Below are 24,945 nucleotides of genomic sequence, written 5' to 3'. Positions count from 1 at the left end.
GGCAAGGCCTTCATGAAAGCGGCACGGGTGTTCTCGCGACTGGCTGCGACTGGCGCCAGTGCGGTCGCGCTTGCCGCCGCGCTGGCCCTGCCCGCTCTCGCGGCGGCACCGTCCAAGGTTCAACCGCGCATGGCCTGGCTCACCGACGAAGGCATGGTCGCGCTCGAACGCACGCCGCAAGGCACGACTGCGCGCCTTCCCGCATCGGATACCTTGCAGGCCCCGCTGGGCAGCGTGTGGAAGCTCTTCGTCTACAGCTACCTGAGCGTCAACGCCACGCAGGAGCCGACCTACCGCTGCGCCAGCGCGCAGCGCCGCACCGACGACGAGTACTGCTGCGACCCCGGCGCCAGCATCGGGCGCGCGCAGGCGCTGGCCCAATCCTGCGGCCCCTACTTCGAGCCCGCGCGCCTCGGCATCCATGCCGCCGACTGGGCACGCTTCTGGCGCGACCACGACGCCCCCGCCTGGCTGCTGCGCCTGGACGCGATGCAGCCCGACACGCGGGTGCCGGTGTCCGAGCTGCTGGCCGCGCTGCGGCAGGTGCCCGCGTCCGCGCGCACGGCCGCGCGCCAGGCCCTGCAGCCCGTCACGGTGCGCGACGACGAGGTGCTCGCCGCGCTCGGCGGCGGGCCGCGCCTGAAGACCTGGTCATGGCGCGAAGGCACACAGCCCGTCGGCGGCGCCGCGGGCTGGCTGGCCGACGGCACGCCCTTCTGGTTCGGGGATGCCGGCACCAGCCGCAGTGCGCTGCGCGCCGACGCGACATGGATGGCCGCACAGTGGGCCGCCCATGGCCTGGCCACGCCCGTGCCGGACGGCGCGGCCGTCAGCGCGCAGCCCTGCATCGCGGTCGATTTCTTCCAGCGCTACCCGATCACCAGCGTGCAGCGCGCGGTTGCCGGCAACACCACCGCCGCACCGGCCGGCCCGTTGCGCGGGCGCTACCGCATCGCGTTCCAGAACGGCTCGCAGCTGGTGATGGAAGCCGTGCCGGCCCAGGTGCTGCGCTACGGCGCGGACGGCCCGCGCATCGCCGCGCGCCTGCCGCTGGAAGACTACGTGGCGCGCGTGCTCGATCGCGAAGGCGATGCACGCGAAACCGAAGCCGCCCGCGCCCTCGCCGTGGCGGCGCGCACCTACGTGCTGCAGAACGCCACCGAAACCGGCGGCTGCCGCCAGATCGCCGACGACAGCCGCACGCAGCGCGTGAGCCCCAACCCGCCGAGCGCGTCGGCGCGTGCCGTGGCCGCTTTCACCGAGGGCCTGGTGGTCGACGGACAGGCGGTGCGCTACCACGGCGACCAGGCCTCGCCCGGCGTCATGTCGTGGCAGGCCGCGGTCGCCGCGGGGCGCCAGGGGCAGCCTTTTGCCGCCATCCTGCGCACGGCGTACCCGCGCGGCAGCCTGGCGTCGTTCCGGGCCGAGGCCGATTGCACGCCCCTGCCGCAGGCGCAGCAATGGCTGGCCGAACGCCAGCAGCGCTGGCGCCGCGTGCTGCGCGCCGAGGCCGGCTTCCAGCCCGTGGACGACACGCTGCGTGTGTGCCAGCTCGCCATGGGCGTGCCCCATTCCGACCAGCGGCGGCTGGTGATCCGGGTGCGCGAGTGGCACAGCCGCGAAGGCCGCGTCTCGCTCATCCACGAATACCTGCACCTGGCCTTCCGCGACCATCCGCACGGACAGGACGAAACCTTCATCGAACGGCTTGCGCAGCAACTGGCAGACTCATGAACCACTCTTTTCTGGCGCACCGCGCCGCCTTCGCGGCCATCGGCCTGCTCTCTTGCCTTGCCGGCGTCGCAGCACACGCCCAGACCACGCTCGACACGCCGCGCGGCGGCTGGCGCAACGCCCCGGCCCGGCAGCAGGACTTCGTGCAGGAAGTGCACTACCCGGCCAGCAGCGTGAACGCCAACGGGCGCTCCGAGGCCTCGCTGATCCGTGGCCGCATCGCGGCCACGCCCAAGACAAAGGACACGGCCCCGCGCACGCCCGCGCGCCTCATCGTGGACGGCATCGCCATTCCGCTGCTGACCGACGAGAAGGGCAATTTCGCGCGGCCCTGGTCGTTCGGCAGCGGCAGCCACGGCGTGGAAGTGCGTTCGCCCAACGGCGAGGTGGCGCGCTCCCAGTTCTACGAGACGCAGGCCAGCCGCGTGCCCGTGAAGCTGCGTGTCGTGCTCAGCTGGGACAGCGACAGCACCGACCTCGACCTGCACGTGGTCTCGCCCGACGGCCAGCATGTGTTCTACGGCGCCCGCGTGGCACCGAACGGCGGCGCGCTGGACGTGGACGTGACGACCGGCTTCGGCCCCGAGATCTTCGCCACGCCCAGCCCGGTGCAGGGGGCGTACCACGTGTTCGTGAACTACTTCGGCGCGGGCGAACAGCGCGAGGAGGTCACGACCGCGCAGGTGGCGATCCTGCAGGACGAGGGCACGCCCAAGGAAAAGCAGCAGGTCTTTCGCGTGCCGCTGCGCAAGCCCGGCGAGCTGACGCTGGTGCATTCATTCCTCGTTCCCTGAACGGGGAGAGAACGCCGCATCGCGGCGACACGGGCACGCCCGGAACGGGAGATCAGCCCGCGGCCAGCCAGTCCGTCGTCTGCCCGACCAGCACTCCCAGCGGCACCGTCGCATCCACCGCCAGCACGCCCGCCTCGCCGACCGGCGATTCGAGCGTGGCGAACTGGTTGGCCACAAGGCTGGCCGGGAACATGTGCAGGCCAGCGCCCGCGCGCGCGGCCACGCGGCGCTCGGCCTCGGCGCGGTCGATCTGCATGAACACGAAGCGCAGGCCCGGCGCGGCGGCGCGCAGCTGGTCGCGGTAGCTGCGCTTGAGCGCGGAGCAGGTCATCACGGCGCCCTGCGGCGCGTCGGCCAGGGCGCGGCCCAAGGTGGCCAGCCAGCCGGTGCGGTCGGCGTCGGTGAGCGCGATGCCGCGGCTCATCTTGTCGACGTTCGCGGGCGGGTGGTGGTCGTCGCCCTCGATCAGCGGCAGCCCGAACGCGGTGGCCAGCGCCGCGCCCATGCTGGACTTGCCGCAGCCCGAAACCCCCATCACCACGAGCCAGACCCTGTTCATGCGCGCCCTTGACCTTGTTTGAAGCAGCCGATGCCGAATGCGTGCCGAGGCCGGCACGGCCACGAATCTACCGCGTCTGCGCGGTGTTCAGAACAGGCTGCCCTGCCCCACGGCGCCGGGCGGGCGGAACGCACCGGTGTCCAGCGCAATCCGCTCGCGGTTGAAGCCCAGCCGGTGCGTCGCCTTCTGGAAGCGCTGGTGGATCAGGTCGGCCCACAGGCCGCTGCCCTTCATGCGCGTGGCGAAGTCGGCGTCGTAGTCCTTGCCGCCGCGCATCTCGTGGATGCGCGCCATCACGCGCTCGGCGCGCTGCGGGTAGTGCAGCTCGAGCCATTCCTTGAAGAGCGGCGCCACCTCCCACGGCAGGCGCACCACGGTATAGAAGGCGCTGCGCGCACCGGCCTCCCAGGCGGCTTCGAGCACCTGTTCCATGTCCTCGGTGATGAACGGAATCTGCGGCGCCACGCTCACGCCCACCGGCACGCCAGCCTCGGCCAGGGTGCGGATGGTTCGCAGCCGCCGGTGCGGCGCGGCGGCGCGCGGCTCGAGCTTGCGCGCCAGTTCGCCGTCGAGCGTGGTGATCGTGACGTACACGGCCGCGAGCCGGTCGGCGGCCATGGGCGCGATCAGGTCGAGGTCGCGCTCGACCGCGCTCGACTTGGTGATGAGCGCGAACGGATGCCGCACCTCGCTCAGCAGCTCGATCACGCCGCGCGTGAGCCGCAGCTCACGCTCGATGGGCTGGTAGCAGTCGGTGGCGGTGCCGATGGCGAGGTTGCTGGGGCGGTAGCCCTTGCGCCCGAGTTCGGCGCGCAGCACTTCCACGAGGTTGCGCTTGGCGATGAGCTTGGTCTCGAAGTCGAGGCCGGGCGAGAGGTTCAGGTAGCTGTGCGTGGGTCGCGCAAAGCAGTAGATGCAGCCGTGCTCGCAGCCGCGGTAGGGGTTGAGCGAACGGTCGAACGGGATATCGGGCGACTCGTTGCTGCTGAGCACCGACTTCACGTCTTCGAAGCGCACCTCGGTGGCCAGCGGCAGCAGTTCGGCGGCTTCGGCCTCGCCCTCTTCCAGCGTGCCCCAGCCGTCGTCGAAGGCGTTGCGCTCGTCCTTGGAGAACCGGTGCGCGAGCCGCGTGGCCGCGCCTCGGCCCTTGATGATGTGGATGGGAACCTGGGCGGCGGGCATGGCGAGTCCTTGGAAGGAAACAGGAAACAAGGCTAACAACTGTTTATTCATACAGTATTTCACTTTTGATCCCGGCATGCACAGTTTTTTATTTCTGCATTGACAGAAATTCAGGAATTCCTAAACTCGGCGCCATGGAACTCACCGACATTCAACGCAAGTTCGTCCTGCACTGGGGCGAGATGGGCTCCATGTGGGGCGTGAACCGCACGGTCTCGCAGATCCACGCCCTGCTCTTCGCGCACGGCAAGCCGATGCACGCCGAAGAGCTGTCGGAAACCCTGGGCGTGGCCCGCTCCAACGTCAGCAACAGCCTGAAGGAACTGCAGGCCTGGAACCTCGTGCGCGTCACCCACACGCTGGGCGACCGGCGTGACTACTTCGAGACCAGCGTCGACGTGTGGGAGCTGTTCCGCACCGTGGTGCGCGAGCGCAAGGAGCGCGAGTTCGACCCCACCATCCGCGTGCTGCGCGAGATCGTTTCCAGCCCCGATTTCCAGAAGGAGCCGCCCGACGCGCAAGACCGCATCCGCTCCACCATGGACCTCATGACCAAGCTCGCCACCTGGGCCGACGAAATGCTGCGGCTGTCGCCCGGCACGCTCGACAAGGTGCTCACGCTCGGCGCCAGCGTGCAGAAGTTCGTGCGCGGCGACACCGCACCGCCACCCGCCCCTCCTGGCGCCGGCAAGGGCGACGACCCCGACGCACACCACGCCAGCCTGCCCATGATCTGAGAAAGGCCGCATCTTTTTTTGCCTTCTTATTTCTGTTTTGACTGAAATATCGAGAACCAAAAGCACCATGCCCCGCTTCGCCCCCGCCACCTACCCGCTCACCGTCTATTTCGACGCCACCTGCCCGCTGTGCACGGCCGAAATGGGCGCTATGCAAGCGCGCGACGCCGCGAAGCGGCTGCGCCTGATCGACTGCTCGCCCGCCGGTTTCGCAAGCGGCCCGGCGCCGCGCGAGGCGCTGATGCGTTCGCTGCACGCGGTCGATGCCGCGGGCCGGCTGCGCGTGGGCGTCGACGCCATCCGCGCCTGCCGCGCCGCGGTGGGCCTGCCGGCCGGCGGCGCGGTGCTCGACCTGCCGGTGGTCGGCCGGCTGGCCGACCGCGCGTATGCGGTGCTGGCCCGCAACCGCTACCGGCTGCCGCGCTGGCTGGTCCTGCGGCTCGCGGGGCACGGTGCGATCGCGCCGGCCAGTTGTGCCGACGACCACTGCAAGCTCTAAAGAAACTCACGCTGTCACACATCACCCGCTCACGCCTGAAGGAGTTTTCGATGCCCGACGTCTTCCAGCCCGACTTCCGCCTGCCCGGCACCGCACGGCCTGCGCCGCCTGCCGTCGAAGGCCACGTGAGCCGCGAGGACACGCAGGACTACTTCACCGAGGTCGCCGACGACTACCGCGCCTGGAGCCCCAGCTACAACATGCACTTCGGCTTCTGGCGCCTGGGCCTGAACCCGCTGCGGCGCGAAGGCATGCTGATCGAGATGAACCGCACCGTCGGCCGCGCACTGCGGCTCGACACGGCCACACCCGGCCCGCGCTGCGTGCTCGACCTGGGCTGCGGCGCCGGCGCCACCTCGCGCACGCTGGTCGGCGACGACCCCGCGCTGCATGCCGTCACCGTGACCAACGTGCCGGTGCAGAACGGCATCGCCGCGCGGCTCGACGCCCGTGCCGGCGTGGCCGACCGCGTCGCGCACGTCGAAGCCGACTACACCCGCACCGGACTGCCCGCCGCCCAGGCCGACGGTGCCTGGGCGCTCGAAAGCGCCTGCTACGCCGAGGGCACCGCCAAGGCCGACTTCGTGCGCGAGGCCGCGCGGCTGCTCAAGCCCGGCGCGCGGCTGGTGGTGGTCGACGGCTTCCTGCTGCGCCGCCGGCCGGGCCGCCTCGCGGGCTGGCTGCACCGCCTGTGGGCCGACAGCTGGGCCGTGCCCACGCTGGCGGTGCGCGAAGACTTCACGGCCGCGCTGCGCGCGCACGGCTTCGAGGACATCGCGTTCACCTCGCTGCGCTGGCGCGTGGCGCCGAGCGCGCTGCACATCCCCGTGCTGGCCACCCGCTTCACGCTGGCCGAACTGTGGAAGGCGCGCGGCAGGCTCAGCCCCTGGCGCCGCAAGCACATCGTGGCCAGCTACTGCGCGCTCGCGCTGGGCATGTTCTGGCGCGACTTCGACTACGCCATGGTGACGGCCCGGCGCAGCGCCAGCTGAGACCCACAAGAAGAGGAGAAGCGATGTCCATGCGCACCGAGCCCGAAGAAAGCAAACTCGCCGCCCTGCCAGCCAACGATGAAGTGCCGGCCCCCAAGCCCGTGCGCGGCATGCCCTTCGGCTGGTTCTGGCCCATGTTCGCCGGCGCGGCGATCGCGTTCGTGCTGCGCATCGTCTTCGGCGGTGGCCCCGGCCAGCCCTTCTCGGCCATGCTGGGCTCCTTCGTCCATTTCGCGCCCGCGGCGTGCGGCGCGGTCACGGTGTACATGGCCGAGCGCATCGAGCGACGCAGCTGGGGCTACTACCTCTGGGCGCCGTGGGTGGCCACCGCGCTGTTCGTCGGCGGCACGCTGATGGTGTTCATCGAGGGCATCATCTGCGCCGCCTTCATCGTGCCGCTGTTCGCGGTGATGGGCAGCGTCGGCGGACTGGCCATGGGCATCGTGTGCCGCATCACCAACTGGCCCAAGCCCGCGCTCTACAGCTTTGCCCTGGTGCCGCTGCTGCTCGGCGGCATCGAGCCGCAATGGCCCAACCCGGACCAGTTCTCGAACACCTCGCGCACGCTCTTCATCGCGGCACCGGCCGGGCGCGTGTGGCACGAGCTCAACGCCGCGCGCGACATCCGCCCCAGCGAAGTCGGCGACGCGTGGGCCTACCGCGCCGGCGTGCCGATGCCGGTGTCGGGCGTGACCGTCGACACGCCCGAGGGCCGCGTGCGCCAGGTGCAGTGGCAGAAGAACGTGCATTTCGAAGAGATCGTCACCGAGTGGCAGCCCGATCGCCTGCTGAAGTGGCGCTTCCGCTTCACGCCCGACTCCTTCCCCTCCGGCGCGCTCGACGACCACGTGATGATCGGCGGCCAGTATTTCGACCTGCGCGACGCCACCTACACCCTGACCCCGCGCGACGGCGGCACCGAGCTGCGCGTCGCGGTGTCGTGGCGGCTGAGCACGCGCTTCAACTGGTATGCGGACCCGGTCATGCAGTTCCTGCTGGGCGACGCCTCCGAGAACATCCTGCGCTTCTACAAGGCGCGCAGCGAAGCCCCCCAGGCGGTGGCGGGATGAGCGCGCCGCCCGTCTTCCAGCAGGCGCTCGGCGCCGCATGGGACCGGCTCGGCGACGTGATTCGCCGGCACTACACGATGGCGCCGTTCTCCGACGACTACGTCTGCGTGCGCGGCGCGATGAGCGAGGTCTGGCACGCCCCCTGGGCCGCGCTGCTGATGCCCTTCGGCCGGCTGTTCGGCGCGCTGGTTCCGCACCAGGGTACCCACGTGCCGATCGAGGTGCACTACCGCTGCCGCCCCGACAACGCCCACCTCTACTGGGACCGCGTCTTCCACTTCCCGGGCAGGCCGCCTTTTCATTTCCGCTCGCACATGGAACACGACGCGGCGCAAGGCAGCGAGGTGATCGAATACGTGCGCTTCGGCATCGGCATGCGCCTGGCGGTGAGCGCGGAAGACGGCGCGCTGGTGTTTCGCGACCGGGGCTACATCTGGCGCGTCGCGGGGCTGCGCATTCCGCTGCCACTGGGCCTCTTTCTGGGCACCGCCTACGTCGAGGAGCGGCCCGATCCGTCCGACCCCGACCACTTCACGATGAAGATGCTGCTGCGCCACCGCTGGTTCGGCGATGTGTTTCGCTACAGCGGACGCTTCCGCCTCGGTTCACAATGAGCCCACCATGCCGCGCCGCCCCGAAAACCTCTACGCCCAGTACCACGCCCACATCTACTTCGCCCCCGCCACACTGGCGCAGGCGCGCGAGCTCAGCGAGCGCGCCGGCCGCGAGCTGATGGTGGTGGTGGGCCGGGTGCACGAACGCCTGGTCGGCCCGCACCCGCACTGGAGCTGCCAGCTCGCCTTCGACGCCGCCGAGTTCGACGAGGTCATCGGCTGGCTCGACGCCAACCGCAACGGCCTGGACGTGTTCGTGCACGGCGTGACCGGCGACGACTTCGCGGACCACACGGCGCATGCGATGTGGCTGGGCGAAGAGAGCGCGCTCGACCTGCGGATGTTCCGGCGATAGCAGAAAAGAAGCCTCCTGTCCTCCCGAGAACATCTGACGGCCCGCTGTTCTCAAAGCGCCCGACGCGGCGCATCATCGTTGTGGCCTCCGCACCGCTCGCTCGAAGCGTCAGGCGAGAAGGTCGCCAACGAGGAGGATCACCATGGTTTCGTTGCGACGGATCGGCACCCGCGGGGTGCTGCTGGGTTTTGCGTGCCTGCTCTCGGCATGCTCGACGCTGGAGAGCATGTCCCGGCTCAAGTCCGGTCCCGGCGTCGACATTGCACCCACCGAAGTGGCGGCGTTTGCGCGAGACCAGGCCCTGGTACAGACCACACTGCGATCACTGGCCTTGCAAGGCAGTGCGGCCAACAGCACCGCGGACTGGGACCAGATCATCGAAGCCGGCATGGGCTACGCCGACTCTCGCTGCGAGGCCTACATGCAGTCGCTGTTTCGCTTGAACCGCAACCGCCACACCGTCGTCGCGGAAATTGGCCTGCTCGGGGGCGCGGCGGCAGGCCTCATGGCCGCGGCCAAATCCGCGGCCAAGGACGTCTCGATGGTCGCCATCGCCTTCGGCCTCGCGGGCTCGTCGGTGGACACGCTCAGCAGCAACCTGCTGTATGACCTCGATCCGTCGTCGGTGCGCGCCCTGGTGAAGGAGCTTCAAAGCAAGTTTCGCCAGGCCAACCCGAAGGGCTATACCAACTGGCCGGCGGCTTCCGCCGTGATCCGCAGCTACTCGGTGCTGTGCGTTCCCGCCAACATCGAAGCCGAGGTCAACCTCTCGGTCAAGAAGGCGGTCCCCGGCACTACCGCGGCCGACCCCGCCAAGGGGCAGCCGCCCTCCGTGACCAACGCGATCCCCGCCGCGGCGCCCAGCGGCCGCTTCGGAAGCGACAACAGCTCCGACGTGCTGCGCACGTTCGCATTGCCCGGGGGCGTTGCGAATGCCGCGAACCGCAAGCGCCTCGAGGCCTATCTGCAGGCGCGCCAGATCAAGGTCAGCATCGCCAGCTTCCTGAACGACGCCGCCTTCGCCGATGAGCGCCAGCGCGCCATCGCGTTTCTGAGCCTTCCCCTCTAGGAGCCGCCATGAGCACGCAAGAGCAACTTCGAGACATCCCGTTCAACAAGCTTGAACAGGTGCTGCAAGACTTCCATGCGTTGGGTGCCACCACCCAGGTCGTTCCCCAGGGCGGGAACATGTTCACGGTGATCGCGACCTTCGACCAACCGGTGCATCTTTCGCCATTCGCCACGCAGAACCCTGCGGAGGTCACCGCTGCCGTTGCGGCCATCGCGCCGTCCACAGCCATGCCGCCGCCCCGGAATTCGACCGCGTTCGCGGACCTGTCGGGCGAGTACCTGGCCTACTTCGAAAGCTGCACGATCCGCCCCGACAAGCGCCTGCTCGTCGACGCGCGCCTGCAGAAGCTGCGGGCGGGGGAAGCCATCTACAGGGCGGTGGGCAACGCGCTGGGAGGCATTCCCTGGTTCTTCATCGGGATCATCCATTCGCTGGAGTCGAACTTCCACTTCGGCAAGCACCTGCACAACGGCGATCCCCTCACCCAGCGAACGGTCCGCGTGCCGGCCGGCCGCCCGGTGCAGGGAGACCCTCCGTTTTCCTGGGAAGCCAGCGCCAAGGATGCGCTGCGCATGAAGGGCTTCGACCAGCAGTCCGACTGGAGCACGGCCCGCATGCTCTACCGCTGGGAGGCCTACAACGGCTTCGGCTACCGGCCCCGTGGTGTTCCGTCTGCGTACCTCTGGAGCTTCTCGACTCACTACACCAAGGGTCGTTTCGTCGAAGACCACGTGTTCGATCCGAACAGCGTCTCTCAGCAGTGCGGTGCCGCCGTGATGCTGAAGGCCTTGCAAGCCACGCTCTGATTCAAGGTTCGCCGCGCGCCTGCGCGAGCAGCGCGCAGACTTCTTCATCGGTCGTCTGCGAGAAATCTTCATACCAGGCACCGACCGCCCGAAACACCGTGGGGCAGCGCACGCACAGCACATCGTCGGCTTCGCGCTGCAAGGCCTCGCAGGCCTCGGGTGACGCCACGGGCACGGCGGCGATGACGCTGCCGGCGCTCTGCCGTCGCAGCCCGCGAACGGCCGCGCGCATGGTGGCGCCAGTGGCGAGTCCGTCGTCGATCACGAGCACCGTGCGGCCTTGCACCTCGCACTCTGGGCGATCGCCTCGGTAGACCTGCGTGCGGCGCGCCAACTCGGCGCGCTCGGCACGAACCACGGCATCGATCTCCGACGGCCGCAGGTCCAGCGTGCGCACCAGGTGTTCGTCGATCTCGGGCACGCCGTCGCCCGCGAGCGCGCCGAAGGCGTACTCGGGCTGTTCGGGCAGGCCCAGCTTGCGCACCACCAGCACATCGAGCGGCAGCCGCAGCACGCGGGCCACCTCGAAGGCCACCGGCACGCCGCCGCGCGGCAGCGCCAGCACCACGGCGTCCGCAAAACCGCCGCGCCGCTGCAGCAACGCAGCGAGCTGGCGGCCGGCGTGTGCGCGATCACGAAACTTCACGGCGTGTGCTCCCGATAGGGGATGTTCACACGCCGTTCGCGTCGAGGCGAGCCCCGGCGCAAAGACCCGGATCGTGGCGTGCGTTACGCAGCCTCTTGCGCTTCCACCTCGGCGTCCGATGTGCCGCCGTGGACCTTGAAGAACTGCGCCCCTTCGACCTTCTGCCCGATGGCCTGCTCATACGCCGCGCGCACGTCGTCAGGCTGCCCGGCCTGCCCGAAGAAGTCCTTCAGGTACGGCCCCAGCAGCGGATGCGCGGCCAGCTCCTCGCGCGGCAGGCCGTGCAGCATCTCGTCGCGGCAGGCCGAGGGCAGGAACACGTCGCGGTTCTTCCCGGGGTCGCGGATCAGGCCCTTGGGCTCGTGCGACGGGTCGGACTGCATCGACTCGAGTTCTTCGAAAAAGCGCCGGCGCATCATCACGATGCCCTTGTCGCTCTGGCCCAGCTTCTCGCGCGTGCGGTCGGTCACGGTGCCCTGCCCGACCCAGACCACGAAGTCCTGGTTGGCGACGTGGCTGGTGATCCAGCGGCCGGTGGCCGGGTCCTTGATGGGGCCGTACCACGAGGGAATGCGTTCCTGCACATAGGGCTCCTGCTCGGTGGGCACGCGGCTGAGCACCCACAGCACGCTCAGCGTGTGGTGGTCGTCGATGGGCACGCGCCATTCGAAGTGGTGGCCGAGGAAGAAGCCGTTGGGCCACAGCGTGACGCGGCCGGTGGTCCACATGACGTTGTCTTCGCGCTCGCCGCCGCGCAGGCGCTTGTAGACGAAGCCGTGCTCGAACTCCTCGAAGGCCAGCTTCAGGTGCGTGGGCACGTAGGGGCCTTCGTCGCCCTGCAGGCGCGTGGTCCAGTTGTTGTGCGTCCATTCGAAGTGCACGGGATCGATGGAGTTCTCCTGGCACTGGAACCAGTTGCAGGGAATCTCGGCGAACACGGCCTGCGCGAAACCGTTCTTGCAGTTGAAGAGCTCCCAGTCGGGCAGCAGCGGCGCGGGCTGCGGCCCCATGTAGGCCCACAGCAGGCCGGCCTTTTCCTGCACGGGGTAGGCCTTGATCTTGGTGTTCTTGCGCATGCGCGCGTCGGGGTCCAGCGTTTCTTCGAAGGGCTGGTGGATGCACTGGCCGCTGGTGTCGTACTGCCAGCCGTGGTAGCTGCAGCGCAGGCCGCACTTCTCGACGTAGCCGTACGACATGTCGGCATTGCGGTGCGGGCAGCGGCGGTCGACGAGGCCGTAGTTGCCGCTCAGGTCCTTGTAGAGCACGAGGTCCTCGCCGAGGATGCGCAGCGGCTTCACGGCCTTGTCGTCGAACTCGCTGGCGCCGGCGATCGGGTGCCAGTAGCGGCGCAGGTAATCGCCCATGGGCTTGCCCGGACCCACTTCGGTCAGCAGGCGGTTCTTTTCTTCGCTCAACATGCATCGTCTCCTTGTCTGCGGGTGTGTAGGGTCAGTCGGCGCGGATGCCGAACTCGCGCACCAGCTTGCCGAAGCGCTGGTCGTCGTCGGCGATCTGGCGGGCCAGCACGGCCGGCTCGCCGCCCACGGGCTCGATGCCGAGCGCGGCCATGCGGGCCTGCACGTCGGGCATCTTCAAAATTTCGTTGACGTGGCGGTTGAGCGTCTGCACGACCTCGGCCGGCAGGGCCTTCGGGCCGAGCAGGCCCATCCAGGCGCTCACGTCCATGTCGCGGTAGCCCAGCTCCAGGAAGGTGGGTACGTTGGGCATGAGCTTCGTGCGCTGGCGCTCGGCCACGGCCAGCGGCACCAGCTTGCCGGCGGCGATGTGGGCCGCCACCGCGCCGGGCGTGATCCAGCCCACGCTCACGTGGCCGCCCAGCGTGTCGTTGACCACCGGCGCCACGCCGCGGTACGGCGCGTGTGCAATGGCCACGCCGGCGTCCTTGTTGAAGAGCTCGCCCGCGATGTGCATCGGCGAGCCCGCGCCCGGCGTGCCGTAGGTGAAGGCCTTGCCGGCCTTGGCGCCGGCCACCAGCTGCGCCACGGTCTGGATGCCGCTCGTGGGCGCGGTGACCATCAGCACCGGGATGTTGCCGGTCTTGACGATCGGGGTGAAGTCTTTCACCACGTCGTGCGCCACGCCGGGGCCGGCCTTGAGCACGTGCTGCGCGATGGGGAAGGTGCTGGGCGTGAAGAGCAGCGTGTAGCCGTCGGCCGGCGCCTTCGCGACCCAGGCGTTGCCGATCATGCCGCTCGCGCCGGGGCGGTTGTCGACCAGCACCGGCTGGCCCAGGCGCTGCGCGAGCTTCTCGGCGTAGGTGCGCGCGATGGCGTCGGTGTCGCCGCCGGCCGGGTAGGCGACGACCAGCGTGACCGGCTTCGCGGGCCACGATTGCGCCAGCGCCGCTGTCGCGGCGCACAGCAAAAGAATGGCCCCTGCAGCGGCACGGACCATGTTTCTTTGGTGGAACATCTTGCGTTTTCCTTCTCGGTGGGACGACGTGGGGGTGTCGTCGGACTGTAGGAATGGCGCCGCGCGGCCAGAAGATATAGTTTCACTGAGTGAACCTTTTTTCTTCGGAGGCGGCATGTCGGACACCAGCGGCGCGCACAGCGTGAAGTCGATCGACGCCCTGCGCCGCGGGCTCGACGTGATGCTGGCGATCCAGCGTTCGTCGGCCGTCACGCTGCAGGAGCTGCACCGGCAGACCGGCCTGTCGAAGGCCACGCTGCTGCGCATCCTGAAGACGCTGCAGCAGGCCGGATGGGTGGAGCGCAACGAGCTGGAGAAGCGCTATGTGCCCACCTCGGCCACCGGCCAGTCGGGCGCCGCTGCAGCATGGCGCACGCGGCTCACGGCCCTGGCCGCATCTCCGCGCGCCACGCTGCAGCGGCTGGTGCCGTGGCCCATCGACCTGGGCGTGCGCGACGGCACGGCGATGCTGATCCTCGACACCGACCGGCCGCGCAACGGCCTCGCGGTGAACTACCGCGCGCTGGGCTTTCGTCCGCCGATGCTGTTGTCGTCGCTCGGGCGTTGCTACCTCGCGTTCTGCCCCGAAGACGAACGGCGAGAAATCCTCGCCGCACTGGCGCGTTCACCCAACGACTTCGACCGCGGCGCGCGGCGCCCCGACAGCATCCGCCGCATGGTGGCGCATGCGCGCGACCAGGGCTACGCGGCGCGCGACCCCACCTCCACCAGCCTCGACTCACCCGACCGCTTCGGCGCGGTGTCGGTGCCGGTGCGGCTGGGCGAGCAGGTGGTGGGTTGTCTCAGCTGCGCATGGCTGCCGGCGGTGAAGAGCGAGCGCGAGATCGTGACGGCGCACCTGGGCGACCTGCAGCAGGCCGCGCAAAGCATCGAGCGCCGGCTGCGGCAGGACGGCCTCGGCCTGCCGCCCGCGAGCGCGTGAAGAAGCAGCGTCAGAACTCCGCGTCGAGCTCGTCGATCTCGTCGGGCTCCTGCAGCGCGGCGGCCACCCATTCCTTCATGGCGGGCAGCTCCATCACGCGCTTGCAGTACGCGGCACACACGCTGTCGAGCGCCACGTCGTAGCTCAGGAAGCGCGTGACCACAGGCGCGTACATCGCGTCGGCCATGCCGGGCTGCTTGCCGAAGAGGAAGGGGCCGCCGTAGGCCTTGAGGCAGTCGCGCCAGATGGCGACGATGCGGTCGATGTCGCCCTGCGCGCGCGACCACACCTTGAAGTTCTTGAAGCGGGCCTTGATGTTCATCGGCAGCGCGCCACGCATCGAGGCGAAGCCCGAATGCATCTCGCCGCAGATGGCGCGGCAGTGCGCACGCGCCGCGGCGTCGGCGGGCAGCAGGCCGGCCTTGGGCTTGATCTCGTTCAGGTACTCGCCGATGGCCAGTGTGTCCCACACCTTGATGCCGCCATGCTGCAGCGAGGGCACCAGCATCGACGACGACAGCAGCAGCATCTCGGCCTTCATGGCCGGGTCGTCGGGCGGGATGACCTTCTCGCTGAAGTCCAGCCCCGCGAGCCTGCACATCAGCCAGCCGCGCAGCGCCCAGGCGCCGTAGTTCTTGCTGCTGATCGTGAGAACGGGTTTGGCCATCGCGACACTCCTTGGACGATGCGGGGTGTGTGCAAGCGCCGTGCCACACGGTTGGCCCGCAACTTGCCTGCAGCTGGGGCATGCTGTACCGCGCTTACCAGAACCAGGCCGACCTGCTCTCGCCATGGCGGCTCACCGCGCAGTACCTGGGCCGCGCCCTCTGGCAGGACGGCACCGAGCGCACCGCGCTGCGGCGCATGGCCGCGCGCTGCGAGGTCTTCTCGCGCATGCGGCTCACCCACACGCGGCCGGCCTACGGCATCGACAGCGTGGTGGTCGACGGCGCCGACGTGCCCGTGCACGAAGAGGCCGCGCTGGTCTCGCCTTTCGGGACGCTGTTGCACTTTCGCAAGGCACACACCGAAGCGGTGCACCCGCGCGTGCTGCTGGTCGCACCACTGTCGGGCCATTTCGCCACGCTGCTGCGCGAAACCGTGCGCACCCTGCTGCGCGACCACGACGTGTACCTGACCGACTGGCACAACGCGCGCGACGTGCCGCTGTGGCAGGGCCGCTTCGGGCTGGACGACTACACGCTGCAGCTGATGCGCTTCGTCGAGGCCGTGGGCCCGGGCGCGCACATGGTCGCCGTGTGCCAGCCCTGCGTGGCCGCGCTGGCCGCGACCGCGCTCATGGCGGAAGACGACCACCCGGCCACGCCGCGCAGCCTCACGCTCATGGCGGGGCCGGTCGATTGCCGCATCAACCCGACCGGCGTGAACGTGCTCGCGACCAGCAAGCCCATCGACTGGTTCCGCCGCAACCTCATCAGCCATGTGCCGTGGCCGCATGCGGGCGCGATGCGGCGCGTGTACCCGGGCTTCCTGCAGCTCACGGCCTTCATGAGCATGAACCCCGAGCGCCACAAGAAGCAGTTCGAGGACATGGAGCGCCTGCTGGTCGAGGGCGAGCTCGACAAGGCCCGCACCATCGCCGAGTTCTACGACGAGTACCTGGCGGTGAACGACCTGCCGGCCGAGTTCTACCTGGAGACCGTCGAGCGCGTGTTCCAGACCTACGACCTGCCGCGCGGCGTGCTCACCGTGGCCGGGCGCACGGTGAACCCCGCGGCGATCCGGCGCACCGCGCTGCTCACGGTGGAAGGCGAGCGCGACGACATCTGCGCGGTCGGCCAGACCGTGGCCGCGCAAGACCTGTGCAGCAGCATCCGCCCCTACCTCAAGACGCACCACCTGCAGGCCGGCGTGGGGCACTACGGCGTGTTCAGCGGCAGCAAATGGAACACGCAGATCTACCCGCGCGTGCGCGAGACGATCCACGCGGCCGACGAACTGCACTGAGCGCAAGCCAATCTGGCAGAGACCGCGGGGGCTTTGGTTGCCCGAACACCCCCGGCTTCCTACAATCGACCCTATGAACGTCATAGTTTTCATCCCCGGTTTCGATCGCGCGGCGGCCTCTGCGGCCCCGGGCGACGCGCGCGTGCGCGCACCCGCGGCGATGACGGCGAGGTCGCAGCAGACCCTCGCACATCCCTGAGCCCGGCGGTCAGCCTCCTTTTTTCTTCAGCGCACATCGACCGTCGGGCACCCGCCCCGCGCGGTCGCGCGTCCTGGCTTTGATCCGCCCGGGCGACGCACCACTTCCCCCAGCGTCCGACCTTCTTCCCGCCTCCGGCCCCGTGCCGCGCGGAAGGACCTCGCCCGCTTCGCCGTCGTGTTTCGTCGTGAGGATTTCCCCGTGGTGGCTCTTGCCTGCTCCCCTTCCGTCCCTTTTTCGCCTTCGCCTGCCCTGCCGCCCTGGCCCGCATGGCTCTCGTTCGACGCGTTGCGCCGCCGCTTTCTGCGGCCGGCCGAGCTGCGCATCGACGTCGATCCGAAGAAGGGCCGCCCGAGCGAGCCGCTGACGCCCGTGTACGAGCGCATGCGCGCCATGGGCGAGCGCGTGCAGGACCTGCCCGCGCTGCGCCTGGACGACCCCGACCTGCGCGCGCGCTTTCGCGAAGCCGACGGCGAGACCTACGTGTACATCGAGGACGTGCGCCACCAGCGGCTGGTCGGCTACACCGTGTTCAACCGCCTGATCGAGCTCGACCGCCGCGCCGACCGCCACATCCGCGCGCCGCATTCGCAGTACGACCCCGCCTACCAGCGGCGCGGGCTGGCCACGGCCGTGTACCGCTGGGCACTGGGCAGCGGCATGTGCCTGATGAGCGGCGCGCGGCAGTCGCCGGGCGCGCACGCGCTGTGGCTGCGCCTCGGGCGTGACTACACGACGGGCTTCGTCGACCTGCGCGAGAAGCGCCTGAGTTATCTCGGCGACGAGGTGGACGGCGACACGCTCTCGCAGCTGCACACGCGCATGTTCATGCTCGGCGAAGGCTGGACGCTAGAGCGTTTCAGTAGCGAAACGCGCATGGCGGTGCTGGAGACTGCCTAAGCCTGCGGCAACCACTCGCGCAAAAACCCGATGAGTTCCTGCGCCGCCACGTTGCGCATCGGCCCCGGCAGGTAGGCCAGCACCACGCGCCGCTCGATGCGCGGCGCCGACAGCGGCACCACGGCCAGCTCGGGGTCGCGCAGCGACGAGGTGTACAGCCGCGGCATCAGCCCCAGCGCCTGCCCGCTGCGCACCAGCGCGTAGAGTGTTTCGGAATAGCTCACGCGGTACGGCTGCGCGCCCTGCGCGAACTGCGCGCGCGCCGGGTCGCCCAGCGCCGGCATGCTGCCGCTTTCGAACAGCACGAGGCGTTCGCTGCCGATGGCCTCCCAGCGCGCCTCGCCGGCCGCCGCCAGCGCGTGGTCGCTGCGCACCACCAGCACCAGCGGGTCGCGGAACAGGTCGATGCACGTCAGTCCGCCCGGCGGCTCGGTGATCGCGGCCACGGCCATGTCGAGCTGGCCGCTGCGCAGCTCGGCCAGCAGCACCGTGGAGGGCGCGTCGCGCCAGGCCAGTTCCACCTCGCCGCGCTGCTGCAGGAAGCCGGCCGCCGCCGCCGCGACGCGCGCGCTGGCCGAGGGAATCACGCCCACGCGCACATAGGCCCGGCCGCGCTGCACCGTGCTTTCGATGTCGCGCAGCGCCACCTCGAAGGTGTGGACCAGGAAGTCGGTGCGCGCCAGCACCTCGGCGCCGACGGGCGTGAGTTCGAGCCGGTGGGTGGAGCGGGTCAGCAACTCGGCGCCGAGCAGCTTTTCCATCTGCTTGATCGCGTTGCTCAGCGCGGGCTGGGTGATGGCGAGCCGGCGCGCCGCGCGGCCGAAGTGCCCTTCCTCGACCAGCACCGAGAAACACTGCAGCTGGCGCAGCGTGAGCGCACGCAGGGGCAAGGCGGCCATGGGCGTCCTGGTTATCGATTCAATGAATCAAATTATAGAAATTCAAAATTTTCCTTATGAGCACGCACTGCCTAGACTGCGCCGCATGACCCTTGCCGCACCTGCGCCCGCCGCCGCTCCTTTCACGCTCGAAGCGATGCTGCGCGCCATTCCCAAGGTGGAGCTGCACTGCCACCTCTTCGGCACCGTGCGCCACCACACCTTCCGCCAGCTCAACCGGCGCGCCGGCGCGCCACTGGCCGACGCGGAGATCGACGGCTTCTACACGCGCGGTGAAAAGCCCGTGGGCGTGCTGCGCGTGCTGCGCGCACTCGACGCCCAGCTCGTGCGCAGCGCCGACGACCTGTACCAGCTCACCCTCGAATACCTGCAGGACGCGGCCTCGCACCAGGTGCGCTACGCCGAGTTCTTCTGGAACCCGACCGGCACGGTGCACGGCTCGGGCATTGCCTACCCGCTGGCGCAGGGCGCCATCGTCCGCGCGATCCACGATGCGCAGCAGGCGTTCGGCATCGCCGGACGGCTCATTGCCGCCATCGACCGCGAGGCCAGTGCCGAGGCGGCGGTGGAGATGGTCGAGTGGGTCCAGGCCCACCGCTGCGACGAGGTGATCGGCATCGGCATCGACTACCGCGAGAACGACCGGCCGCCCGAGCTCTTCGCCCGCGCGTACGCCGATGCGAAGAAGGCCGGCCTGAAAACCACCGCGCACGCCGGCGAGTTCGGCATGCCCTGGACCAACGTGCGCACCGCGCTCGAGCTGCTGCAGGTCGACCGCATCGACCACGGCTACACGGTGGTCGACCAGCCCGACTTCGCGCGCCAGTGCGCCGAGCGCGGCGTGATCTTCACCGTGGTGCCGACCAACTCCTACTACCTGCGCACGCTGCCGCCCGAGCGCTGGGCCCTGGACCACCCGATCCGCCGCATGCCCGGCCTGGGCCTGCGCATCCACCCGAACACCGACGACCCGACGCTGCACCAGGTCACGCCCACGGGCGCGTGGCTGATGATGGTGCGCGACTTCGGCTTCGGCCTGGACGACCTGCGCGGCTTCATGCACAACGGCCTGGACGGCGCGTGGATCGACGACACGCAGCGCCGCCAGTGGCGCGCCGAATGGAGCGCCGACTTCGACGCGCTGCGCGCCCGCCTGCCTTCCGAACCCACGCCCTCCGCCACTCCCTTCCCCGGATGAACCCCGCCATGACCACGAACCGCCGCCTGATCCTTGCTGCCGCCGCACTCTGCGCCGCCCTGCCCACCGGTGCCCTCGCGCAACCCGCCTGGCCCGCCGCCAAGCCCCTCACGCTGATCGTGCCCTTCACGGCCGGCGGCAGCGTGGACGTCAACGCCCGCCTCGTGGCGCAGCGCCTGGGCGAGCGGCTCAAGCAGTCGGTCGTCATCGACAACGTGAGCGGCGCGGGCGGCGCCATCGGCGTGGCCAAGGCCGTGAGCGCGACGCCCGACGGCTACACGCTGGTGGTCGGCCCCGACAGCGCCATCGCCATCGGCCGACTGGTCAACCCCTCGGCCTTCCGCTTCGATCCGCTGAAAGACCTGGCGCCCGTCGGCCTGCTCAACACCGCACCGATGGTGCTGGTGGCGCGCCCCGGCCTGGACGTGCGCAGCTACGCCGACTTCGTGAAGCTCGCCAAGGCCCAGCCGGGCCACTACAACTACGCCACCTCGGGCGTGGGCACCGTGCTGCAGCTGGCGATGGAACTGCTCAAGGAACGCAGCGGCATCTTCGTGACCCACGTGCCCTACCGCGGCGGTGCGCAGATCGCCACCGACGTGATCGGCGACCAGGTCGACCTCGCGATGCTGGTGAGCACCAGCGCCATCCCTCACGTGAACGGCAAGCGCCTGAAGGCCCTGGGCATCACCGGCAGCCAGCGCCTGCCGGCGCTCGCGCAGGTGCCCACCTTCAACGAGATGCCCGGCCTCAAGGGCTACGACATGGTGAGCTGGACCGGCATCTTCGCGCCCGCGAAGACGCCGCCGGCCGTGGTGGCGCGGCTCAACCAGGAACTGAATGCGGTGCTGCAGGAGGAAGGCGTGCGCGCCAAGCTGGCGGAGCAAGGCGCATTGCCGGGCAGCGGAACGCCGGAGGCGTTCGGGAAGTTCGTGCAGGCTGAATACGCACGCAACCAGAAGATCGTGCAGACCGCCAACATCAAAGAGTAAGAAGCTCGCCCCCAGGCTGCGCGCACTTCGTGTCGCTTCGCCAACCCCCTACCGGGGGCAACACCTGAGGCCCGGCAAAGCCGGCTCCTCGGTGTTCGCTTGAAGGGCCCGACGCAGAGTCGGTCAGTGGCTGGCTGAACAGGCTCAGCCGGCTTTTTCGTTGCTCTCGTCTTCCGGCCAGTCGCGGATGTAAGCCTTGAGCATCTTGTTCTCGAAGTTCTGCGCGTCGACCACGGCCTTGGCCACGTCGTAGAAGCTGATCACGCCCATGAGCATGCGCTTGTCCATCACGGGCATGTAGCGCGCGTGGCGCTCCAGCATGATGCGGCGGATTTCGTCGAGGTCGGTTTCGAGCGTGCAGGTGACGGGCGCGTCGTCCATGGCCTTGCGCACCAGCGTGGTCCCGACCTGGCCGCCGTTGTTGACGACCGCCACGATCACTTCACGGAAGGTGAGCATGCCGACCAGGTCGCCGTGCTCCATGACCACCAGAGAACCGATGTCCTTGTCCGCCATGGTCTGGGCGGCTTCCGCCAGCGGGTCGTCCGGCGTGATGGTGAAGAGCGTGTTGCCCTTGACGCGAAGAATGTCGCTGACTTTCATGGTGGTGCTCCTCTCGGGGATTCGTCGTTCTCGGCGTCGTGCCGATTTGAATATAGCCCACAATCGACGCCGACCCGAACGCCCCTGTCGCCTGTGCAAGCATTGCCGGTGTCACGGGGCATTGCGAAGAGACAACAGAAAGGCCTTCATGCCCGGTTATTCCGACCCCGGTTTCGACACCCTCGCGCTGCACGCCGGCGCCGCCCCCGACCCCACCACCGGCGCGCGGGCCGTTCCCATCCATCTGACGACCTCCTTCGTCTTCGAATCCAGCGACCACGCGGCCGCGCTGTTCAACCTGGAACGCGCCGGCCACGTCTACTCGCGCATCAGCAACCCGACCAACGCGGTGCTGGAGCAGCGCGTGTCGGCGCTCGAAGGCGGCATCGGCGCCATCGCCACCGCCAGCGGCCAGGCCGCGCTGCACCTGTCGATCGCCACGCTGATGGGCGCGGGCTCGCACATCGTCGCCAGCACCGCGCTGTACGGCGGCTCGCAGAACCTGCTGCACTACACGATGCGCCGCTTCGGCATCGAGACCACCTTCGTGAAGCCCGGCGACCTCGACGCCTGGCGCGCCGCGGTGCGCCCCGAGACCAAGCTCTTCTTCGGCGAAACGGTGGGCAACCCGGGCCTGGACGTGCTCGACATCCCCGCCGTGAGCGACATCGCCCACGAAGCCGGCGTGCCGCTGCTGGTCGACTCCACGCTCACCTCGCCCTACCTCATCAAACCCTTCGACTGGGGCGCCGACCTGGTCTACCACTCGGCCACCAAGTTCCTGTCGGGCCACGGCACCGTCATCGGCGGCGTGGTGGTCGACGGCGGCAGCTTCGACTGGGAAAAGTCCGGCAAATTCGCCGAGCTGACGCAGGCCTACGACGGCTTCCACAACATGGTGTTCAGCGAGGAAAGCACCGTCGGCGCCTTCCTGCTGCGCGCACGCCGCGAAGGCCTGCGCGACTTCGGCGCCTCGATGAGCCCGCACACGGCCTGGCTCATCCTGCAAGGCATCGAGACACTGCCGCTGCGCATGGAGCGCCACATCGACAACACGCAGAAGGTGGTCGAGTTCCTGGCCACGCACCCGTTCGTGTCCCGTGTGGGCCACCCGCTGATCGAATCGCATCCGAGCCATGCGCTCGCGCAGAAGCTGCTGCGCCACGGCGCGCGCGGCGCGGGCGCGGTGTTCAGCTTCGACATCAAGGGCAGCCGCGCACAGGGCAAGGCCTTCATCGAGGCGCTCAAGCTGTTCAGCCACCTGGCCAACGTGGGCGACTGCCGCAGCCTGGTGATCCACCCGGCCAGCACCACGCACTTCCGCATGACCGACGAGGCGTTGGCGGGCGCGGGCATTTCGCAAGGCACGATCCGCCTGTCGATCGGGCTCGAAGATCCGGCCGACCTGATCGATGACTTGAAGCGCGCGCTGAAGGCGGCGGAAAAAGCCTGACCGCGCCGATGGAGCCGACACCGTTCTTCGAATGGCTGAAGGGCCCGGACGCGCTCGGCGTCGCGCCGCATTTCTTCGCCGCGCACCCCGACGGCACGCGCGATCGCCAGACCTACGGCGGCTACGGCGGCTACGGCGACGCGCCTGCGATCGCCCGCGAGCATTTTTGGGCCGCGCCGCAGCGCATCGAGATGTCGCAGGGCTGGGGCCATCCGCCGCGATTTCCCGACCTGGCCAACTGGTCGGGCGACGGCTCGCCGCACGCGAGATGCCTGCTCGTCAGCCTCAGGCTGCACGCGCTGTTGACGCAATTCAAGCTGCCGGCCCACCGCGCCTACGACGTCCAGGCCCGCTTTCCCACGTACCACCACGCACGCTTCGGTGACCAGCGCGCCGAGTACCGGCTGATGCACTGGCTCGGCGACGGACAGTGGCTCGACAGCCTGGACCTGGCGCACACCGCGCTGCGCATCACCGTGCGGCTGCAGAAGGACCGGCCCCGCTACCACCGCGTCTTCGCGGCAGGCAGCTTCGAGACGGCGGCCCAAGTCGCGCAGGCCGCGACCGAGTTCGAGAAGGCGCTGCCCCGCACGCCCGGCTACGTCGCGCCGGGGCGCGCGCTCGAACACGGGGCGCATGTCATGGCCGAAGCGTTCCAGCCCACCGGCGTGTCCCGCCATGGGCGGGCGGTGCTCGACATGGCATCGGCCCATTGGCCCGTGCATCTTCAGCCGCTGGACCTGCTCTGGCTGCCCGATGAAAGCGCCCCGCTGGTCAGCGACGACCTGCGGCAGGCGCTGGCGAGCGGCGGTTTCACCGGCATGCGCTTCGGCAAGGAATGGCGCTCGGCCTTCGCCCAGCCCGCCGAGATGCACGGCCCGACGTTCCGTGCGCAGCGCGCCGCGCTGCTGTCGCGGATCACCAGCTCACCAGACGCCGACCCCAGCGCTCGCTCGGTGCAGATCTTTGCCGCGCTCCAGGCCCGGCAGCAGGCGCTGACCGAGCAGCCGATCGACGTCGCGCAACTGGTGCTGCCCGCGGCCTATGCCGAGTTGCTGCGCACCGGCCTGCCGACGTATGTGGAGCCCGATGACGGCGATGAAAGCGATGAAGACCACGACGACGGCGACCTCGGCCCGCAAGACCCTCGCCAGTGGCACTGGTTCCCGCGCGAGCGCCTGTGCATGCTGGACGACATCGGCGACGACGGCGACTGGGTGGCCAGCCACCCCGAAGCCGCGCGTGCGCTGCTCGTCGCGCAAGACGACGGCGGCGACTACCTGGGCTTCCTGCTGCGAGACGGCTCGGACCTCGAACTCGACGGCACGCTGATGCACTTCAAGCACGAGACGGGCGAGATCCTTCCGAGCGCGGTCCGCGACTGGGCGCTGCCCCCGCACGCCCGGGCCGCGTCGACGCGCTGATTGATCCGCCACCTCACACGAACACAAGACACACAAGACCCCAGAAAGAGACGCCATGAGCATCCTTCAAGTCAACGGCCACGACACCTACTGCTACACCGCCGGCAAGCCCTTCGATGCGGCCAAGCCCACGGTGGTGTTCATTCACGGCGTGCTCAACGACCACAGCGTGTGGATTTTGCAAAGCCGCTGGTTCGCCAACCACGGCTGGAACGTGCTGGCGGTCGACCTGCCGGGCCACTGCAAGAGCGCCGGCGCGCCGCCGGCCAGCGTGGAAGACGCGGCCCGGTTCGTCATTGCGCTGCTCGACGCGGCGGGCGTGCAGAAGGCCGCACTCATCGGCCACAGCTTCGGCTCGCTGATCGCGCTCGAAACCGCGGCACGCGCGCCCGAACGCATCACGCAGCTGGCGATGGTCGGCACCGCCTACCCGATGGTGGTGTCGCCCGCGCTGCTCGAAAGCTCGGTGAGCGATCCGCAGCGCGCCATCGCCATGGTCAACACCTTCTCGCACTCGCTGCTGGCGCCGCCGCCTTCGTCGCTCGGCCCGGGCACGTGGCTGTACGGCAGCTCGCGCGCGCTGATGCGCCGCGTGCTCGCGAGCAACCGCGAGGCCAACGTGTTCCACATCGGCTTCAAGGCCTGCAACGACTACGCCAACGGCGAAGCCGCGATGGAGAAGGTGCAGTGCCCCGTACTGTTCCTCCTGGGCGACGCCGACCAGATGACGCCGCCGCGCGCCACCAAGGCGCTGGTGGGCAAGGCGCGCAACGCCAAGGTGGTGACGGTGCATGCCGGCCACGCGCTGATGAGCGAGGCGCCGGACGAGGTGCTGTTCGCGCTGCGCGACTTCGTCGCGGGCTGAAAACTGCG

Annotated in this window: 26 protein-coding genes; 18 read left to right on the top strand and 8 right to left on the bottom strand. The window is 69.5% G+C overall.

Translation table 11 applies throughout. From position 1 onward, the window contains the following. The first annotated feature begins 12 nt into the window (after positions 1 to 12). Both AC07OH_RS00825 and AC07OH_RS00820 read left to right on the top strand, forming a co-directional pair. Positions 13 to 1,734 carry a DUF2300 domain-containing protein gene (locus tag AC07OH_RS00825; protein WP_495299253.1) on the top strand — a complete coding sequence of 574 codons (1,722 nt, stop codon included), beginning with the start codon at positions 13 to 15 and terminating at the stop codon, positions 1,732 to 1,734. Further along, complete coding sequence (locus tag AC07OH_RS00820; protein WP_492681200.1) at positions 1,731 to 2,528, top strand: YfaP family protein; 798 nt, start codon at positions 1,731 to 1,733, stop codon at positions 2,526 to 2,528. Before AC07OH_RS00825 ends, AC07OH_RS00820 begins: the two co-directional genes overlap by 4 nt. Positions 2,529 to 2,580: 52 nt before the next feature. Here AC07OH_RS00820 and AC07OH_RS00815 read toward each other — a convergent pair whose 3' ends face one another. Together AC07OH_RS00815 and AC07OH_RS00810 are read right to left on the bottom strand one after the other, a co-directional pair. After that, positions 2,581 to 3,087 carry a gluconokinase gene (locus AC07OH_RS00815; protein ID WP_489057524.1) on the bottom strand — a complete coding sequence of 169 codons (507 nt, stop codon included), beginning with the start codon at positions 3,085 to 3,087 and terminating at the stop codon, positions 2,581 to 2,583. Between the two features lie 87 nt (positions 3,088 to 3,174). Then, complete coding sequence (locus tag AC07OH_RS00810; RefSeq protein WP_062476694.1) at positions 3,175 to 4,269, bottom strand: PA0069 family radical SAM protein; 1,095 nt, start codon at positions 4,267 to 4,269, stop codon at positions 3,175 to 3,177. Positions 4,270 to 4,403: 134 nt separating this feature from the next. Between AC07OH_RS00810 and AC07OH_RS00805 the strand changes: the two genes are divergently transcribed. From AC07OH_RS00805 to AC07OH_RS00770, 8 genes are all read left to right on the top strand, one after another. Next, a complete protein-coding gene (locus AC07OH_RS00805; protein WP_495299252.1) occupies positions 4,404 to 5,006 on the top strand; it encodes a GbsR/MarR family transcriptional regulator in 603 nt (200 codons plus the stop codon). Between the two features lie 67 nt (positions 5,007 to 5,073). After that, entirely contained in the window at positions 5,074 to 5,505 is a 432-nt protein-coding gene (locus AC07OH_RS00800) for a thiol-disulfide oxidoreductase DCC family protein (RefSeq protein WP_495299251.1), read from the top strand. Positions 5,506 to 5,555: 50 nt separating this feature from the next. Further along, complete coding sequence (locus tag AC07OH_RS00795) at positions 5,556 to 6,497, top strand: SAM-dependent methyltransferase (RefSeq protein WP_495299250.1); 942 nt, start codon at positions 5,556 to 5,558, stop codon at positions 6,495 to 6,497. Between the two features lie 23 nt (positions 6,498 to 6,520). Next, positions 6,521 to 7,567, top strand: coding sequence for an SRPBCC family protein (locus AC07OH_RS00790; protein WP_495299249.1), 1,047 nt, complete (start codon positions 6,521 to 6,523; stop codon positions 7,565 to 7,567). Next, positions 7,564 to 8,181: a DUF4166 domain-containing protein gene (locus AC07OH_RS00785; protein ID WP_495299248.1), complete on the top strand. Its 618-nt coding sequence runs from the start codon at positions 7,564 to 7,566 to the stop codon at positions 8,179 to 8,181. Before AC07OH_RS00790 ends, AC07OH_RS00785 begins: the two co-directional genes overlap by 4 nt. Positions 8,182 to 8,188: 7 nt before the next feature. Beyond that, positions 8,189 to 8,536, top strand: coding sequence for a DOPA 4,5-dioxygenase family protein (locus AC07OH_RS00780; protein WP_095744544.1), 348 nt, complete (start codon positions 8,189 to 8,191; stop codon positions 8,534 to 8,536). A gap of 142 nt (positions 8,537 to 8,678) precedes the next feature. Then, positions 8,679 to 9,605 (top strand): hypothetical protein, encoded by a 927-nt coding sequence (locus AC07OH_RS00775; protein ID WP_495299247.1) that lies wholly within the window; start codon positions 8,679 to 8,681, stop codon positions 9,603 to 9,605. An 8-nt stretch (positions 9,606 to 9,613) separates the two neighbouring features. Further along, entirely contained in the window at positions 9,614 to 10,414 is an 801-nt protein-coding gene (locus AC07OH_RS00770; protein WP_495299246.1) for a hypothetical protein, read from the top strand. 1 nt (position 10,415) lies between these two features. Here AC07OH_RS00770 and AC07OH_RS00765 read toward each other — a convergent pair whose 3' ends face one another. The 3 genes from AC07OH_RS00765 to AC07OH_RS00755 all read right to left on the bottom strand — a co-directional run bounded on the left by AC07OH_RS00765 (position 10,416) and on the right by AC07OH_RS00755 (position 13,493). Continuing rightward, positions 10,416 to 11,060, bottom strand: coding sequence for a phosphoribosyltransferase (locus AC07OH_RS00765; protein ID WP_495299245.1), 645 nt, complete (start codon positions 11,058 to 11,060; stop codon positions 10,416 to 10,418). 83 nt (positions 11,061 to 11,143) lie between these two features. After that, the gene (locus AC07OH_RS00760; protein WP_495299244.1) at positions 11,144 to 12,478 is read right to left on the bottom strand and encodes a Rieske 2Fe-2S domain-containing protein; all 1,335 of its coding nucleotides are present in this window, start codon (positions 12,476 to 12,478) and stop codon (positions 11,144 to 11,146) included. Between the two features lie 31 nt (positions 12,479 to 12,509). Then, positions 12,510 to 13,493 (bottom strand): tripartite tricarboxylate transporter substrate binding protein, encoded by a 984-nt coding sequence (locus AC07OH_RS00755; protein ID WP_495299243.1) that lies wholly within the window; start codon positions 13,491 to 13,493, stop codon positions 12,510 to 12,512. A 115-nt stretch (positions 13,494 to 13,608) separates the two neighbouring features. Between AC07OH_RS00755 and AC07OH_RS00750 the strand changes: the two genes are divergently transcribed. Further along, positions 13,609 to 14,436, top strand: a complete 828-nt coding sequence (locus tag AC07OH_RS00750) for a helix-turn-helix domain-containing protein (RefSeq protein WP_495299242.1) — start codon at positions 13,609 to 13,611, stop codon at positions 14,434 to 14,436. 10 nt (positions 14,437 to 14,446) lie between these two features. On the opposite strand, the gene AC07OH_RS00745 is transcribed toward AC07OH_RS00750, so the two are convergent. Beyond that, positions 14,447 to 15,103, bottom strand: a complete 657-nt coding sequence (locus tag AC07OH_RS00745; RefSeq protein WP_495299241.1) for a glutathione S-transferase — start codon at positions 15,101 to 15,103, stop codon at positions 14,447 to 14,449. 80 nt (positions 15,104 to 15,183) lie between these two features. Between AC07OH_RS00745 and AC07OH_RS00740 the strand changes: the two genes are divergently transcribed. After that, on the top strand, positions 15,184 to 16,404 hold the full coding sequence (locus AC07OH_RS00740) for a polyhydroxyalkanoate depolymerase (protein WP_487849326.1): 1,221 nt from the start codon (positions 15,184 to 15,186) through the stop codon (positions 16,402 to 16,404). Positions 16,405 to 16,804: 400 nt separating this feature from the next. Beyond that, a complete protein-coding gene (locus tag AC07OH_RS00735) occupies positions 16,805 to 17,503 on the top strand; it encodes an N-acetyltransferase (RefSeq protein ID WP_495299240.1) in 699 nt (232 codons plus the stop codon). Here the strand turns inward: AC07OH_RS00735 and AC07OH_RS00730 are convergent. Next, complete coding sequence (locus AC07OH_RS00730; RefSeq protein ID WP_495299239.1) at positions 17,500 to 18,402, bottom strand: LysR family transcriptional regulator; 903 nt, start codon at positions 18,400 to 18,402, stop codon at positions 17,500 to 17,502. The two genes, AC07OH_RS00735 and AC07OH_RS00730, sit on opposite strands and share 4 nt — an antisense overlap. A gap of 85 nt (positions 18,403 to 18,487) precedes the next feature. On the opposite strand from AC07OH_RS00730, the gene AC07OH_RS00725 reads away from it, so the two are divergent. Beyond that, positions 18,488 to 19,600, top strand: coding sequence for an adenosine deaminase family protein (locus tag AC07OH_RS00725; RefSeq protein WP_495299238.1), 1,113 nt, complete (start codon positions 18,488 to 18,490; stop codon positions 19,598 to 19,600). An 8-nt stretch (positions 19,601 to 19,608) separates the two neighbouring features. Then, on the top strand, positions 19,609 to 20,592 hold the full coding sequence (locus AC07OH_RS00720; RefSeq protein ID WP_495299237.1) for a Bug family tripartite tricarboxylate transporter substrate binding protein: 984 nt from the start codon (positions 19,609 to 19,611) through the stop codon (positions 20,590 to 20,592). A 144-nt stretch (positions 20,593 to 20,736) separates the two neighbouring features. On the opposite strand, the gene AC07OH_RS00715 is transcribed toward AC07OH_RS00720, so the two are convergent. Beyond that, positions 20,737 to 21,195, bottom strand: coding sequence for a CBS domain-containing protein (locus tag AC07OH_RS00715; RefSeq protein ID WP_095744536.1), 459 nt, complete (start codon positions 21,193 to 21,195; stop codon positions 20,737 to 20,739). Positions 21,196 to 21,343: 148 nt separating this feature from the next. On the opposite strand from AC07OH_RS00715, the gene AC07OH_RS00710 reads away from it, so the two are divergent. From AC07OH_RS00710 to AC07OH_RS00700, 3 genes are read left to right on the top strand one after another with little or no spacing between them, the layout of a single operon-like run. Further along, positions 21,344 to 22,648, top strand: coding sequence for an O-acetylhomoserine aminocarboxypropyltransferase (locus tag AC07OH_RS00710; protein WP_495299236.1), 1,305 nt, complete (start codon positions 21,344 to 21,346; stop codon positions 22,646 to 22,648). Positions 22,649 to 22,656: 8 nt separating this feature from the next. Then, positions 22,657 to 24,072 carry a hypothetical protein gene (locus AC07OH_RS00705; protein ID WP_495299235.1) on the top strand — a complete coding sequence of 472 codons (1,416 nt, stop codon included), beginning with the start codon at positions 22,657 to 22,659 and terminating at the stop codon, positions 24,070 to 24,072. Between the two features lie 55 nt (positions 24,073 to 24,127). Further along, positions 24,128 to 24,937 (top strand): alpha/beta fold hydrolase, encoded by an 810-nt coding sequence (locus AC07OH_RS00700; RefSeq protein WP_495299234.1) that lies wholly within the window; start codon positions 24,128 to 24,130, stop codon positions 24,935 to 24,937. Positions 24,938 to 24,945 lie beyond the last annotated feature (8 nt).

Source organism: Variovorax sp. GW821-FHT10C12 (assembly GCF_059415405.1).
This window is presented reverse-complemented; position numbering and strand designations above follow the sequence as displayed.